A 14,121-nucleotide genomic window follows, 5' to 3' on the forward strand; every position below is an offset into this window, starting at 1 on the left:
GTGCCACGCTTATGAAAAAGGTTGAACTTCCGCGCGAGTTGAGCATTTCGGCGCTGCGGAGCATGTATGAAAGCGGGACGGTTACTCCTGCGGAAGTCGTCGGGGAAATAATCCGGCGCGCCGATGAAGACGCCGATATGAATATATGGATCACTCCGCCGTCGATGGAGCGGGTCCGGCCGTACCTGGACCGGTTGGCATTCCTCGATCCGGCGGATGCGCCGCTCTGGGGCATCCCCTTCGCGATCAAGGACAACATCGACCTGGCCGGAGTGCCGACGACGGCGGGCTGCGCGGAGTACGCCTACACGCCGGAAGAACACGCCGCCGTGGTGGAACGGCTCATCGCCGCCGGGGCGATCCCCGTCGGCAAAACAAATCTCGACCAGTTCGCCACAGGCCTGGTCGGCACGCGCAGCCCTTACGGCGAAACGCACAACGCGCTTCGCCCCGAATGGATCAGCGGCGGCTCCAGCGCCGGTTCCGCCGTATCCGTGGCGCGCGGGCAAGCGGCGTTTGCCCTCGGTACCGACACCGCGGGCTCGGGCCGTGTGCCCGCGGCTTTGAACGGCCTGGTCGGCTACAAGCCAAGTCTTGGCGCGTGGCCGACCAAAGGCGTAGTGCCGGCGTGCGCGAGTCTCGACTGCGTCACGGTGTTCGGCCGCAGCCTCGCGGATGCGCTGGCTGTGGATGCTGCGGCGCGGGGCGCCCACGACGCGGACCCGTGGTCGCGCAGTCTGCCGCAGCCTGTGGCCCGCCGGCCTGCCAAGGTGTGCCTGCCGGCGGGGCCGCTCGCGTTCTACGGGCCGTACGCGGGCGAGTACGGCAGCGCCTGGGACGCGGCGGTCCGGCGGCTGGAAGGGCTGGACATCCACATCGAGTATGTGGATGCGGAGCTGTTCGCGCAGGCGGCGGCGATCCTCTACGAAGGCCCCTGGGTGGCCGAGCGATGGGCTGCCTTGGGCAGCTTCATCGAGGCCAACCCGGGCACGGCCTTCCCGGTGACGGAGCGCATCCTGCGCTCGGGAGCCGCCGCGGAGTACGACGCGGCCTCCGTGTTCAAAGCGCTGCACCGGCTCCAGCGGTTCAAGCTGGAAGCGAGGAAGCTGCTGCAGGACGCGGTGCTGGTCATGCCGACCTGCGGCGGGACGTGGACCCGCGAGCAGGTGCGCCAGGACCCGGTCGGAACGAACCGGGATATGGGTCGCTACACGAATCATTGCAATCTGCTCGATTTGTGCGCGGTTGCGCTCCCTGCGGGGGAAGCGGCGGAGCGGACGCCGTTCGGCGTCAGTTTGTTCGCCCTCGCGGAGAACGAAGGGCTGCTCAGCGGCGCGGCGGAATGGTTTGGCGCGCAGCCGGCTGCGATGCCGGATACCTCCGCTTTTGCGCCTGCAGTTGCATCTGCATCCGCACCTGGACTTGCACCTGCATCTGCGCCTGCGGCGGAAACGACGGTCCGCATTGCAGTCTGCGGCCTGCACATGCGCGGCTATCCGTTGGAGCGGCAGATGCTGAGCTGCGGCGCGACATTTCTCAACGAGGCCCTGACCGCGGCGAAGTATCAACTGGTGAAGCTGCCGACGGTTCCGGCCAAGCCCGGTCTCATTAAGCGGCCGGAGGGCGGGGCGTCCATCCGGCTGGAGCTGTGGGCGATGCCGCTTGGGGCGTTCGGCGCTTTTGTCGCTTCGATCCCGGCACCGCTGGGCATCGGCCGGGTGGAGCTGCTCGACGGCACCGAGGTGCCGGGGTTCGTATGCGAAGCTTACGCGGCTGCGGACGCGGAAGACATTACCGCCTCAGGCGGCTGGCGCAATGCAACCGCATAATACACCAGGAGCAGGAAAGCCCAAGCGGCTTCCTGCTTCTTGGTGTTCTTGATCGCGCTCCCTGTTCCTCGGCGTGTTTGAACTTGCTCCATGCCCCATGACGTGCATCAACGCGCCTTCCCGAACGTTTTCCCGCCGCGCCTCTCCCCGTTCCCTTTTCCCGGCTTGATCGACCGTCGTCATGCGGCGCAACACCGCGCGCTGGGAGCTGTACGCGCCGCGGCGTTCTATAATTCGACTGTTATTTTATCTGTCAGATCGTCATTGCTAATTGACACAGAGTCTAATCCGATCATCACTTTGACGGCGATTGTATATTTGCCGGGCGGAACCGGATGGTTTTGATTGTCGTTCAGATTCCATTCCTCGTTGAACGTAAGCTTCTCCGCATCCTTGAAACCCCTCACGATCAAAGCTTGGGTAAATGCTTTATTGATCGACCATTTGTAAACTTCTTCATTTTGATCGTTATAGACCCCAATATCATACTTTTGTCCCGAACCGTATGAAATTTGCAGGTCTTTCCCTGAAACGTTCTGCAAAGAAAAGTCCAGTTTTATTTTCCCGTTCTCTTGTTTCAATTCCAGCGAAGTTTTAAAAAGTCCGGATACGGGCTGGGGCTTCATTGTTTTCATTTCCGGAACGCCTTTCTCTAATTTTGGTCCGTTAACCGTTCCGCTTTCGATGGACGCAGCAGGTTCCCGGCGGTTGTCCAATGCTTGATTTTCTTTGATTACGATGACTGAACATCCGGCCAATAATGGAATTAGCATGATTCCCCACAAAATTTGCGTTTTTTTCATAGCGCTTCACCTCAATACGGTTAGACGGTACGATATTGGAAAATATTCCACCCGCAACTCGCCGAAAAAGCTTCCCGCAATTCTATCCCCTAAAATGACTTATTCACAATTTATACACATTATCAACATATCCCAAAAGCCTCTTGTGTATAAGTTCGGATAATCCTATGCACATATCCACAACTTCTCTTGTCCACAGCTATCAGTTTTGTGGATATTTATTTTGCAGAGCCGGATTTTTACCAATTAAAATGTCTGTTAAAAATTGTATTATCATATATGAAACTGTAAAATGAAAGCAGGGCTGTCCCGCTGATTTTGCCCATTTTTTCCATAAAGCTGGTCTTAGGTCGGGGATTCCTTCGGACCTTTGTCTAAGACAATACACAACCAAAGTGCGTTTTGGCGATCGTGATTCTCCTTTATGATGAAAACAAATAACAACGGGAAACGCATCCGGGCGCCGGGTGCAAGGAGTTGTTTTCGAGGAGGAGATGCTGGTGAAGGAATCGTTGGGATTGTATTTGCGAACATTAAGCTGGCTGCTTTCCATTCCTTTGGTGGGAATGATATATGTTTATCTGAATCATGCCGGCGGACCGGCGCACAGTCTGGTTACCGACATGGACCGTCAGATCCCTTTTCTCAAAATATTTATTGTGCCTTATTTAAGCTGGTACGCGTTCCTTTTCGTCACGTTTGTTTACCTTGCTGTCAAGCATAAGGAGCTTTATTTCCAAACGTTGGTGAAGTTTTTGCTTGGTTTGTTGATTTGTTACGGCGTGTATGCCGTGTATCAGACTTATGTGCCGCGCCCGGCGCTGACGGGGGATGGCTTTCTGGACAGGTTGGTGGGCTTTGTTTACAGTACGGATGAACCGCTGAATTGTTTTCCCAGCACGCATGTGCTTACGGCTTATCTGATGATGAAAGCGTTTGTCGGTTCGGCGGTGATTCCGAAGCTTTACAAGGTTATTGTCACGGTGATTTCTGTTGTAATCATCATTTCGACTCAATTTGTGAAGCAGCATGTTTTGCTGGATATCGTTGGCGCCGTTTTGGTTGCGGAAGGTGTCATTTATGTGGTGAATCGTTGGTGCAAAGGTTGGCTCGGCAAATTTTTTGCCGGCAAATCTCCTGCTTTTCCTGTAGAAACGGCGGGATTAATGGGCACAATGGGAACAGAGAAGCTGGCAGCGGCTGCAAGAACCATACATTCTGTGGGTACAGCGGGTACTGCAAAAGCATTTGAAGGGGGTCCTAGGAAACGATGAAAACGCAGAGAGAGAAAATTTTGATTCTTACCGGCGCCCTGGGTGACGGACACAATAAAGCGGCTCAGGCGATTGTAGAGGCGGTTCGTCATTACCGCCCTGACGTAGAAGTGGAAGTGGTGGATTTTCTGGAATGGACGCATCCTTATTTGCACTCGGTCGGGAAGTACTGCTACATGCAATGGGTGAAAAGCCTTCCTTCGCTGTATGGCTATCTGTACCGCAAAACGAGAGATGACAATACGTTTTCCAACATGTTCAAACGGATGAAATCGTTCAGCACCGACCGCATGCTGGAGCTTCTTCGCGAAGTCAGGCCGACTGAGGTGGTCAGCACGTTTCCCGGCGCTGCCGCGGCGATGTCTTATTTGAAAGCGAACGGACTGACGGAGGTTCCTACGGTTACGGTCATCACGGATTATACGGCGCACAGCTACTGGATTCACCCTTGTACGGACCGCTATCTGGTAGGCGCCGGGCATGTGAAGCAAGCGCTTCTGCGCTACCGCATACCGGAGCAGCGAATTATTGTGACGGGAATTCCGATCCGGCTGCCTTTTATGCAGCAGTACGACCGGACCTCGCTGAGGGATCAGCACGGGTTGGACCGCGAGCTGCCTACGGTGCTGGTGATGGGCGGGGGGCACGGTTTGATCGGCAAGCAATTTTTGTCGGTGCTGCAATCGGAAGACCTCGTTTCCACGGTTCAATTTATTTTCGTATGCGGGCGCAATGAAAAGCTGAAGCAGCTGCTTGAAGCCGAGCTCGGGGGTGACAAAACCCGCCATCGGGTGCTGATCACAGGTTTTGTGGATCACGTGCACGAGCTTATGGCTTTATCCGATCTGATCGTTACGAAGCCGGGAGGCCTGACGGTATCGGAGGCGCTGGCGCTTGAGCTGCCGATGATGCTGTACAAACCGATTCCCGGGCAGGAGCAGGACAATGCGGCCTATCTTGTCGGCCTTGGCGCAGCGCTCGAAGCTAAAAATGCGGCGGATTTGAAAAGACAACTGCTGCAAGTAATCGACAACAGGGCGCTGCTTGCTTCCTTAAAGAAGAAGGTGAAGTCTTCTCATTCGAAGCATGGCGCGTTTCACACGCTGAATGCAATTTTGGAAACGCGGCACCATTACGTGCCGACACACGAGAGCCGGTCGGTTACATATGCTAATGCATGATCGCTTCGGCACGCGTACGGAATGAGCACAGACGGTTCGGTCGTTCTGCTTCACGACTGCGGCGAGACTTTCGGGGCGAATCCCGATGCGCCGGCCTATATGCTGCAAGCTTTGCAGAAGGTGCTGGAAGAGCTGTGGGCCCGGAATTACAAGTACGTACGCATCGACGAAATGAACCGTTCGGCGGCGGACATTCGCGTGGAGAAACAAATTTCCGTTTCATAAAAAGGCAGTGATAGCGATTCGACCCGGATGCGGCAGCGGGGAGGATCGTTTTTTATTTGTAAAATGGGTACTGCTCTGTTATACTAAATTTAAGTAAAAATATTAACTAAAACTAGGTTGTGATGAGATGGCTACAATAAGGGATATTGCCGAGCGTGCCAAAGTATCGTCGGCAACCGTTTCCCGCGTTCTGAACAACGATCCTTCTTTATCGGTCAGCGAAGAGACGCGGGAGCGGATTTTTCAAATCGCTGAGGATATCCACTATAAGCCGTCGCGCGTAAAACGGCTGAAAAAAGAAAACGATTTAGCGAGCAAGGAAATCGGCCTTCTTCTTTGGATATCGCCGGACGAAGAGAAGGAAGATCCGTACTTTTCCTCCGTCCGCCGCGGCATCGAAAAGCGTTGCGAGGAGCTTGGCGTCGCGATCGGCAAAGTGATCCGGGGCAACAATGCGGATCATCTCGCTTTGCAGGATCTGGACGGGCTGATCATTGTCGGATCCGTTGACGTGGAGGATATCGAGCGGATTTTTAGTAATAGGAAGGAAATTATTTTAGTAAATCATTCGCTCGACATTCGCAAGTACGATTCGGTCAAGCTTGATTTTCAGCAAGCCGTGGAAAACGTCCTGGATCACTTTTTTCAACTGGGCCACACATCCATCGGCTTTATCGGCGGGCACGAATATTTGTATAAGCTGGCTCCGAATAAAAAAGGCAGCCCCGTTGCCGATGCCAGGAGACATCATTTTGAACGGATCATGGAAGCGAAACAGCTGTTCAGGCCCGAGTTCGTGCAGATCGGCGACTGGTCGACGGCATCCGGATATGAAGCGATGCAGCACATTTTGCGGCAGCCGGATCGTCCGACAGCCTGCTTTATTGCCAACGATCCGATGGCGATCGGCGCGCTGAGAGCGCTGCACGAGCACGGAGTGAAAGTGCCCGGGGAGATGGCGATTGTCGGTTTTGACGATATCGAAGTATCCGCGTACGTAAATCCGCCGCTTACTACCGTCAAGGTGTATCCGGAACAAATAGGCAAAACTGCCGTACAACTGCTTCTTGAATGGCTTGAGGGAAGGGAAGTGCCTATGCACGTTGTGATCGGCACAGGGCTTGTCGTGCGCGAAAGCTGCGGGGGCTAGGAGTTTGTCCGCACAATAGCAACACCTTCGGGCAGGCTCCAAGCCGGCGGAGATCAATTGAGGGAGGTGATGACGCATTCATTGATGAGCGTTCGGGAATGGTAAGCCGAGGGAGCAATCGGGCAAGGGAACACCAAAAAAAGAACCCAAGCCGCAAGGCTATGGGTCAAAGAAAAAAACAACTATGCAAGTAATTGTAAAACAAAAAGAGAAGAGTTTCAAACGAAATCGACAAACTTGGAAACTTGAGACCTGGAGGATTCGACAGATGAAAAAAATGCTATCCATACTTATAACTTCCGTCGCTGCCGTATCTCTGATCAGCGGTTGCGGCAATGGCAGCGGCGCGTCGAACGGCACTGCCGCAAATGAAAACGCTTCAACGAAAACGGCGAAGGTAGAGCTGCAGTTTCTGCAATATAAACCGGAAGCGCGCGACACGTTCGACGCGCTGATCAAGAAGTTCGAAGAGCAAAATCCGGGCATTCATGTCGTCCAGGACAACCCGCCGGACGCTTCGACAGTGCTCAAAACGAAGGTCGCGGCAGGCGAAGTGCCCGACGTTATCGCCAACGGCGGCGACAACGTATACGCCACTCTCGCGCAATCCGGCGTTCTGGCCGATTTCACGAACTCGCCGGAGCTGGCTAACATCCAGCCGGCTTACGTGAAGATGCTCAGCGATATCGCGGGAACGGATAAAACGTATGCGATCCCTTACGGCGTTAACGCTAACGGCATCATTTACAACAAAAAATTGTTTAAAGACAACAATTTGTCGGTTCCGGCGACCTGGGACGAATTTGTGGCGCTGAACAAAAAAATTCAGGACATGGGCAAGCTGCCGTTCTACTTCACGTTCAAGGATGCGTGGACGACGCTTCCGGCTTTCAACGCTTTTGGCGCGAGCACGCAGGAGGACCAATTTTTCAAAAAGCGCAAAGACAATCAGGCTACTTTCGCTGCCGGATATAAAGAAGCGGCGGACAAGTATTTGCAGTTTGTCTCGTTCGGACAAAAGGATACGTTCGGCGTAGGCTATAATGACGGCAACGTAGCTTTTGCGGGCGGACAGTCGTTCATGTACGCGCAGGGCGTCTGGGCGATCGCCGAGATCAAAAAAGCGAACCCGAATATCGAGGTCGGCGTATTCCCTTACCCGGTTACGAACGACCCGGCCAAAAACAAACTCGTATCCGGCGTCGACCAGCTGTTGACGATGTCCGCTACGACCAAGCATGCCGCGGAAGCGAAGAAATTCATCGACTTCCTGCTTGATGCGGACAATGCGAAAGTGTATGTGAAAGGCGTGAATACGTTCTCGGCGATCAAAGGAATTTCCCAGGACGACGCTTCGGTCGCGGATCTGAAAACCGTGTTCGATAAAGGTCTTGTCGCGGACTTCCCGGACCACTACGTGCCAAGCAGCATGAAGCTCGACCAGCTTCTTCAGGAATTCGTATCCAAAAAAGATTCAGGCGCTCTGCTGAAATCGATGGACGACGAGTGGAACAAGGCGCAGGCCAGATAATTTAAAATGACCGAACATGCGGGGATGAAACAGAAGGCGGATCGCTTTCGAACGTTTCATTCCCTCATTTCGTAAAGGAGTTCCGAGATGCGTAAGAACATGAGCGCGTTTTACATGATGGTTATTCCTGCCGTGATTCTGTTTTTTGCGTTTCATACGTTTCCGGTTATTATGGGCATTTTCTACAGCTTTACCAACTGGAACGGATTAGCCAAAACGTATCATTTTGTAGGGTTAAAAAACTACTTGAATGTGTTTCAGGACAAAAATGTGTACCAGGCGTACTGGTTTACGATTAAATTCGCCGTGCTCACCACGATTGTCGTCAATATCGTCAGTTTGCTTGTCGCGATAGGCCTTAATTCGAGAATCAAGCTGAAAAATACGTTCCGTGCCATTTATTTTCTCCCGAACATTCTCAGCATGCTGATTGTCGGATTTATTTTCAACTATTTGTTCTCCCACCTGTTGCCCGATTTGTTCGCGAATCTTCATATGGATAGTTTGGCCTTTAATATTTTGGGCAGAAAAGAATGGGCCTGGCTTGGAGTCGTCATCGTGACCGTCTGGCAAGCGACAGCCTTTAACATCATTTTATATTTGTCCGGCCTGCAGACGATACCCGCCGATTTGTACGAGGCTTCGAGCCTTGACGGCGCGGGCAAATGGAAAGAATTCTGGCACATCACCTTCCCGATGATTGCGCCGTTTTTCACGATCAACATGGTGCTGGCGATGAAAAATTTTCTCATGGCATTCGACCAGATTGTCGCGCTTACCGGGGGAGGACCGGCTAAAGCGACGATGTCTATCTCTTATCTGATTTTTACGGACGGGTTTCAGGGAGGCTCTTTCGCTTATCAATCCGCCAACTCCGTCATTTATTTCATCATCATTGTGTTTGTATCCGTTATGCAGCTTAAATTTTTGCAGCGAAGGGAGACGAGCTTGTAATTAAATTCGATCGTACGAACTGGATCACGACTCTCTTCATCGCCGCAGGTTCGCTTATCGTGCTGTTTCCGCTTTATATGGCCGTGATGATCGCCGTGAAAAGCCCGCAGCAAATCGCCGCGTCCGTGCTGGCCTGGCCGTCCGAATGGCACTGGAGCAACTTCTCGGAAGCGATCCGCATGACGAATTTTTTCCACGCTTTTCAAAACAGCCTGGTCGTGACCGTATGCGCAGTCGTATTCACGCTGCTGACGAATTCCATGGTCGCTTACGCGGTGGCGAGAAATATGGATAAAAAGTTTTTCAAAGGCTTGTACTATTATTTTGTGAGCGCCTTGTTCGTTCCATTTCCGATCATTATGCTGCCGATTGTCAAAGAAACCGCAAAGCTGGGGATGAACAATCACGCGGGGCTGATCATACTTTACGTCGTTTACGGCATAGCTTTTAATATGTTCGTCTACGTCGGTTATTTGAAAAGCATTCCCGGGGAACTGGAAGAGGCGGCTACGATGGATGGCGCGACGGTATGGGGCACGTTCTGGAAAATTATTTTCCCGCTGCTTTCGCCCATTAACGCGACCGTCGGCATTCTGACCTGCATCTGGGCCTGGAACGACTTTTTGCTGCCGCTCATAATTTTGAGCAAGCCGACGATGGCTACGCTGCCGCTGGCGCAATACGTGTTCCAGTCGAAATTCGGAGTCAACTACAATTACGCTTTTGCGTCGTATCTGATGGCGCTGCTGCCGCTTGTCCTGATTTATTTGTTCGCCCAGCGCTGGGTCATCAGCGGCGTGCTGCGGGGCGCAGTGAAATAACCAAAGTTGAGAGGAAGACCATCATGGCCATTTTTTATAGCGAAACAGAAGGCTTGTTTCATTTGCAGTCCCAGGATATGAGCTACATCATTCAACTGGTGCAAGGGTACCCGGCTCATGCCTACTGGGGCAAAAGGCTGCGGCACGACGGGAACTTGTCGAGCATCCTGACGTTCACGGAGCGTTCTTCGTTTTGCCCGAATCCGGTTGCGGAGGACAGGCGCATTTCGCTGGACACGCTGCCGCAGGAGTATCCGCAGTACGGCACGAGCGATTTTCGCGAACCGGCCTACCAGGTGCAGCTGGAAGACGGCACCCGGATTACGGAGCTGACGTACCGGGGGCACAGGATTTTTGACGGGAAGCCCGCTTTGGAGGGACTGCCCGCTGTGTATGCGGAGTCCGGCGGCGAAGCGCAGACGCTGGAGCTGGAACTGGTGGACGCGTATGCGAACATCACGGTATACGTGGCGTATACCGTGTTCGCGGATTTCGCGGCCATTGCCCGTTCGGTGCGTTTCGTGAACAACGGAAACGCACCTGTCCGGTTGTGGCGCGTGCTCAGCGCCAGCGTGGATTTTCACGACGCCGATTACGAGGCGCTGTATTTATCCGGCGCATGGGTGCGCGAGCGCCATGTGCAAAGGCGGCCGCTCGCGCCCGGCGCCACGCGGATCGAAAGCCGTAGAGGCTCGAGCAGCCATCAGCACAATCCGTTCATGGCGCTGCTGCGGCCGCATGCGGACGAGGATCATGGGGATGTATACGGGTTTAGTCTCGTATACAGCGGCAATTTTATGGCGGAAGCGGAAGTCGATCAGTTCCATACGACGCGGGTTTCCATCGGCATCAATCCGTTTGATTTCGGTTGGCTGCTTGAACCGGGCGCGAGCTTCCAGACCCCGGAAGCGGTCATGGTATATTCCGCGGAAGGGCTGGGGGGCATGTCCAGGACGTATCACCGTCTCTACCGCACACGATTGTCCCGGGGAGTTCACCGCGATAAGGAGCGGCCGATTCTCGTCAACAACTGGGAAGCGACGTATTTTAACTTTAACGCCGACAAAATCGAACAGATCGCCGCGGCCGCAGCCGAGCTCGGCATCGAATTGTTCGTGCTCGACGACGGCTGGTTCGGCAAAAGGGACGACGATACGAACTCGCTGGGCGATTGGGTCGTCGATAAGAACAAGCTGCCCGGCGGGCTGGAGGATTTGGCGCAGCGGGTGGGTAAGCTCGGGCTGCAGTTCGGCCTTTGGGTCGAGCCGGAGATGGTTTCGCCTGACAGCGAGCTGTACCGCAGCCATCCGGACTGGTGCCTGCATGCGCCGGGGCGCAGGCGCACGGAAGCGAGAAGCCAGCTGATTCTCGATTATTCGCGGGCTGATGTCAGGGACTACATCGTGGAGTCGCTTGGCGCGATCTTTGCTTCCGTGCCGGTTGCGTATGTCAAATGGGACATGAACCGCAACATGACCGAGATCGGCTCCGCTGCAAGCCCGGCGGAACGCCAGACGGAAACCGCGCACCGCTATATGCTCGGTTTGTACGAGGTGATGGAACGGCTGACTTCGGCGTTCCCTCATATTTTGTTCGAAAGCTGCTCCGGCGGCGGCGGCCGCTTCGATCCCGGCATGCTGTACTATATGCCGCAGACGTGGACCAGCGACGACACCGACGCGATGGAGCGGTTGAAAATCCAATACGGCACGAGCATCGTGTATCCGGTCAGTTCTATGGGCGCGCACGTGTCCGCCGTGCCGAACCATCAGGTCGGGCGCGTGACGCCGCTCGCGACCCGCGGGCATGTGGCGATGTCCGGCAACTTCGGCTACGAGCTGGACTTGACGCAGATGTCCGCGGAGGAGAAGCGGACCGTCAAGGAGCAGGTCGCCATGTACAAGGACATCCGCGCTCTCGTGCAGACGGGCGACATGTACCGTCTGCAAAGCCCGTTCCAGGGCAACGTAACGGCCTGGATGTTCGTTTCCGCCGACCGGAAGGAGGCGCTGGTGTTCCGCTTTCAGGTGCTGGCGGAGCCGAATGCGCCGCTGCGCCGCCTCGTCCTGAAAGGGCTGGACCCGCAGGCCGATTACGCGGTGGAGGGCATGGACGGCCGATTCGGCGGAGACCGGCTGATGCAAATCGGCCTGCCGATCCCGGCGCCGCATGAGGACTACTCCAGCCTGTGGTACAGGCTGAAGGCCTAGCGCGGCTTTAAATAACCGGGCCCCCCGGATACTTCCGGGGGGCCGGTTATTTTTTCGAGCGCTCGCGGCCGGCGGCCGGCCGTGGGCGAACGCGTTCCGCTGCCGCGCCCGCGCTTGCCGCCCGCCGGCCCCGCCGCCACCGTGCGCCCTACCGTGCTCGCCCCCACCGCGCCCCAGCCCTACTGTGCTCATCCCCGCCGCGCCCAAAGGCGCTTCGAGCAGAGCACCGTCCGGCAGACAGCTCCGCAGCGGTATAAGCACCGCTCGTGCCCCCACCGATGAGCGATGCTCTCCAGCGGCAATTGATCCTCCTGAAAAGCTCACCGGCGGAGAAAACCTGCAAAAGTACATCTTTTTGCACCTTATTGCGCTTGCCTCGAACAATTCCTGCAAATGTGCAGTTTTTTTCGCTAAATTCGGGTTTCTGAGCGATCGGAGGCAAAAATTCCTGCACTATCGCAGGTTTTTACTCCAAACGAGCCGTTTCCATCGAAAAAGCCTGCACTTTTGCAGGCTTTGTGGATCGGCAATCTACTCCGCAACCGGCCGTACCGTCTCGGTCCGGCAAAAGAGTAGAATCGCCCTGCGAGTAACAAACCTCATCCAACAACTGTGGCTAAAGAAAGGAAAAGTTTACTAGTCAGCCTCCGTTTGAGTCGATTTTATTCTTAAGACGAGGGGGCAGTGCGAAAACGATTGGGTAGGCGCAAAAATTGTGCTGTTGCGGTTCGAACTCCGCAACCGGCCGTACCGTCTCGGTCCGGCAAAAGAGTAGAATCGCCCTGCGAGTAACAAACCTCATTCAACAACTGTGGCTAAAGAAAGGAAAAATTTACAAGTCAGCCCCCGTTTGTGCCGATTTTGTTCTTAAGACGAGGGGGCAGTGCGAAAACGATTGGGTGGGCGCAAAAATTGTGCTGTTGCGGTTCAAACTCCGCAACCGGCTGTACCGTCTCGGTCCGGCAAAAGAGTAGAATCGCCCTGCGAGTAACAAACCCCATCCAACAACTGTGGCTAAAGAAAGGAAAAGTTTACAAGTCAGCCTCCGTTTGAGTCGATTTTATTCTTAAGACGAGGGGGCAGTGCGAAAACGATTGGGTAGGCGCAAAAATTTTGCTACTGAGGTTCGAGCAGTGAGTCGTTCGGCAGACGGGGTCCGCAGCGGTATCAGCATCGCTCTTGCTCCCAACGATGAGCGATGCTCTCTAGCGGCCATCGAGCGCTGCGAAGGATACTACCGAAAAGCTTGCTAGCGAAGAAAACCTGCAAAAGTACATCTTTTTGCACCTTATTGCGCTTGCCTCGAACAATTCCTGCAAATGTGCAGTTTTTTTCGCTAAATTCGGGCTTCTGAGCGATCAGAGGCAAAAATTCCTGCACTATCGCAGGTTTTTGCTCCAAACGGGCCGTTTCCATCGAAAAAGCCTGCACTTTTGCAGGCTTTGTGGGTCGGCAACCTACTTCGCAACCAGTTGCACCGTCTCGGTCCGGCAAAGGAGTAGAATTGGCCCCCGTTTAAGCCGGATTTTGTTCTAAAGACGAGGGGTTCCAGCGTGAAAGCGTTTGTGTAGGTGCCCGCCGGGGCTTACTCGGTCTTTTCCCGCTCATCTTCCGGGTGGTGGTACAGGAAGCTCACCGCTCGGTTCATGCTCCAGACGCAGACGGTTACTGTTTCGCCGGCTTCGTTTTGTCCTTTCAGGAAGTAGTACACGGGGGCTTTGTTCTTTGCTTCTTCGGGGATTTGCGTTTTTTCGTCATCGGTTAGCAGCCGCACGGTGTAGTCGTCCTCTACATGCTTCAAATGGTGTTTCTCATAAGCTGTGAGTTTCGCCTGGTCCGGATTAACGTGGGGGGCGCCGATTCCCCTGACAGGAGGGGTATCGAAGGTCAGCGTGTTCGTGTCCGAGCGGTATTCGATTTTGGCGGCCAGGCTGTCGGCTATGAAGCGAACCGGCGCGTAAATATGTCCCTGATAGTACAGGGAGACGTATTCTTCGCCCAGCGGCATTTCGGCCCCGTCGATTACGTATTTTACCGGGAACGAGAGAACTTCCAGCGTGTTTGGCGAAGCGAAAACAAGTGTGGAAAATGATAGCGAAACTCCTATACATATGCCGATAATCATTTTTTTCATTGGAAAGGC

12 protein-coding genes are annotated in these 14,121 nt (G+C 54.5%); 9 read left to right on the forward strand and 3 right to left on the reverse strand.

Annotation, left to right across the window (positions count from 1 at the left end; translation table 11 throughout):
* Positions 1–11 precede the first annotated feature (11 nt).
* A complete protein-coding gene (gene atzF, locus AC0LWT_RS26105) occupies positions 12–1,829 on the forward strand; it encodes an allophanate hydrolase (RefSeq protein ID WP_474684210.1) in 1,818 nt (605 codons plus the stop codon).
* Between the two features lie 227 nt (positions 1,830–2,056).
* Here the strand turns inward: atzF and AC0LWT_RS26110 are convergent, their stop codons facing one another.
* The gene (locus AC0LWT_RS26110) at positions 2,057–2,632 is read right to left on the reverse strand and encodes a BsuPI-related putative proteinase inhibitor (protein ID WP_474684211.1); all 576 of its coding nucleotides are present in this window, start codon (positions 2,630–2,632) and stop codon (positions 2,057–2,059) included.
* Positions 2,633–3,132: 500 nt separating this feature from the next.
* On the opposite strand from AC0LWT_RS26110, the gene AC0LWT_RS26115 reads away from it, so the two are divergent.
* The 8 genes from AC0LWT_RS26115 to AC0LWT_RS26150 all read left to right on the forward strand — a co-directional run bounded on the left by AC0LWT_RS26115 (position 3,133) and on the right by AC0LWT_RS26150 (position 11,978).
* Positions 3,133–3,906 (forward strand): phosphatase PAP2 family protein, encoded by a 774-nt coding sequence (locus AC0LWT_RS26115; protein WP_474684212.1) that lies wholly within the window; start codon positions 3,133–3,135, stop codon positions 3,904–3,906.
* Positions 3,903–5,087, forward strand: a complete 1,185-nt coding sequence (locus AC0LWT_RS26120) for an MGDG synthase family glycosyltransferase (RefSeq protein WP_474684213.1) — start codon at positions 3,903–3,905, stop codon at positions 5,085–5,087. The genes AC0LWT_RS26115 and AC0LWT_RS26120 overlap by 4 nt, the downstream gene beginning before the upstream one ends.
* Before the next feature lie 21 nt (positions 5,088–5,108).
* On the forward strand, positions 5,109–5,312 hold the full coding sequence (locus AC0LWT_RS26125) for a polysaccharide deacetylase family protein (RefSeq protein WP_474684214.1): 204 nt from the start codon (positions 5,109–5,111) through the stop codon (positions 5,310–5,312).
* Between the two features lie 127 nt (positions 5,313–5,439).
* On the forward strand, positions 5,440–6,462 hold the full coding sequence (locus AC0LWT_RS26130; protein ID WP_474684215.1) for a LacI family DNA-binding transcriptional regulator: 1,023 nt from the start codon (positions 5,440–5,442) through the stop codon (positions 6,460–6,462).
* Between the two features lie 268 nt (positions 6,463–6,730).
* On the forward strand, positions 6,731–7,993 hold the full coding sequence (locus tag AC0LWT_RS26135) for an ABC transporter substrate-binding protein (RefSeq protein ID WP_474684216.1): 1,263 nt from the start codon (positions 6,731–6,733) through the stop codon (positions 7,991–7,993).
* 87 nt (positions 7,994–8,080) lie between these two features.
* Positions 8,081–8,947: a carbohydrate ABC transporter permease gene (locus tag AC0LWT_RS26140; RefSeq protein ID WP_474684217.1), complete on the forward strand. Its 867-nt coding sequence runs from the start codon at positions 8,081–8,083 to the stop codon at positions 8,945–8,947.
* Between the two features lie 59 nt (positions 8,948–9,006).
* Entirely contained in the window at positions 9,007–9,768 is a 762-nt protein-coding gene (locus AC0LWT_RS26145) for a carbohydrate ABC transporter permease (protein WP_474684218.1), read from the forward strand.
* A 23-nt stretch (positions 9,769–9,791) separates the two neighbouring features.
* Positions 9,792–11,978: an alpha-galactosidase gene (locus tag AC0LWT_RS26150; protein WP_474684219.1), complete on the forward strand. Its 2,187-nt coding sequence runs from the start codon at positions 9,792–9,794 to the stop codon at positions 11,976–11,978.
* 1,167 nt (positions 11,979–13,145) lie between these two features.
* Here the strand turns inward: AC0LWT_RS26150 and AC0LWT_RS26155 are convergent.
* A complete protein-coding gene (locus AC0LWT_RS26155) occupies positions 13,146–13,394 on the reverse strand; it encodes a hypothetical protein (RefSeq protein ID WP_474684220.1) in 249 nt (82 codons plus the stop codon).
* Positions 13,395–13,563: 169 nt separating this feature from the next.
* On the reverse strand, positions 13,564–14,112 hold the full coding sequence (locus AC0LWT_RS26160; RefSeq protein WP_474684221.1) for a stalk domain-containing protein: 549 nt from the start codon (positions 14,110–14,112) through the stop codon (positions 13,564–13,566).
* Between the last annotated feature and the right edge of the window lie 9 nt (positions 14,113–14,121).

The organism is Paenibacillus sp. sgz302164 (genome assembly GCF_056120505.1).

Excerpts from the sequence above, each read along its gene's own strand:
- atzF (WP_474684210.1), top strand. The coding sequence starts at position 12 with ATGAAAAAGGTTGAACTTCCGCGCGAGTTGAGCATTTCGGCGCTGCGG.
- AC0LWT_RS26110 (WP_474684211.1), bottom strand. The coding sequence starts at position 2,632 with ATGAAAAAAACGCAAATTTTGTGGGGAATCATGCTAATTCCATTATTG.
- AC0LWT_RS26120 (WP_474684213.1), top strand. The coding sequence starts at position 3,903 with ATGAAAACGCAGAGAGAGAAAATTTTGATTCTTACCGGCGCCCTGGGT.
- AC0LWT_RS26125 (WP_474684214.1), top strand. The coding sequence starts at position 5,109 with ATGAGCACAGACGGTTCGGTCGTTCTGCTTCACGACTGCGGCGAGACT.
- AC0LWT_RS26130 (WP_474684215.1), top strand. The coding sequence starts at position 5,440 with ATGGCTACAATAAGGGATATTGCCGAGCGTGCCAAAGTATCGTCGGCA.
- AC0LWT_RS26135 (WP_474684216.1), top strand. The coding sequence starts at position 6,731 with ATGAAAAAAATGCTATCCATACTTATAACTTCCGTCGCTGCCGTATCT.
- AC0LWT_RS26140 (WP_474684217.1), top strand. The coding sequence starts at position 8,081 with ATGCGTAAGAACATGAGCGCGTTTTACATGATGGTTATTCCTGCCGTG.
- AC0LWT_RS26150 (WP_474684219.1), top strand. The coding sequence starts at position 9,792 with ATGGCCATTTTTTATAGCGAAACAGAAGGCTTGTTTCATTTGCAGTCC.
- AC0LWT_RS26155 (WP_474684220.1), bottom strand. The coding sequence starts at position 13,394 with ATGGAAACGGCCCGTTTGGAGCAAAAACCTGCGATAGTGCAGGAATTT.
- AC0LWT_RS26160 (WP_474684221.1), bottom strand. The coding sequence starts at position 14,112 with ATGAAAAAAATGATTATCGGCATATGTATAGGAGTTTCGCTATCATTT.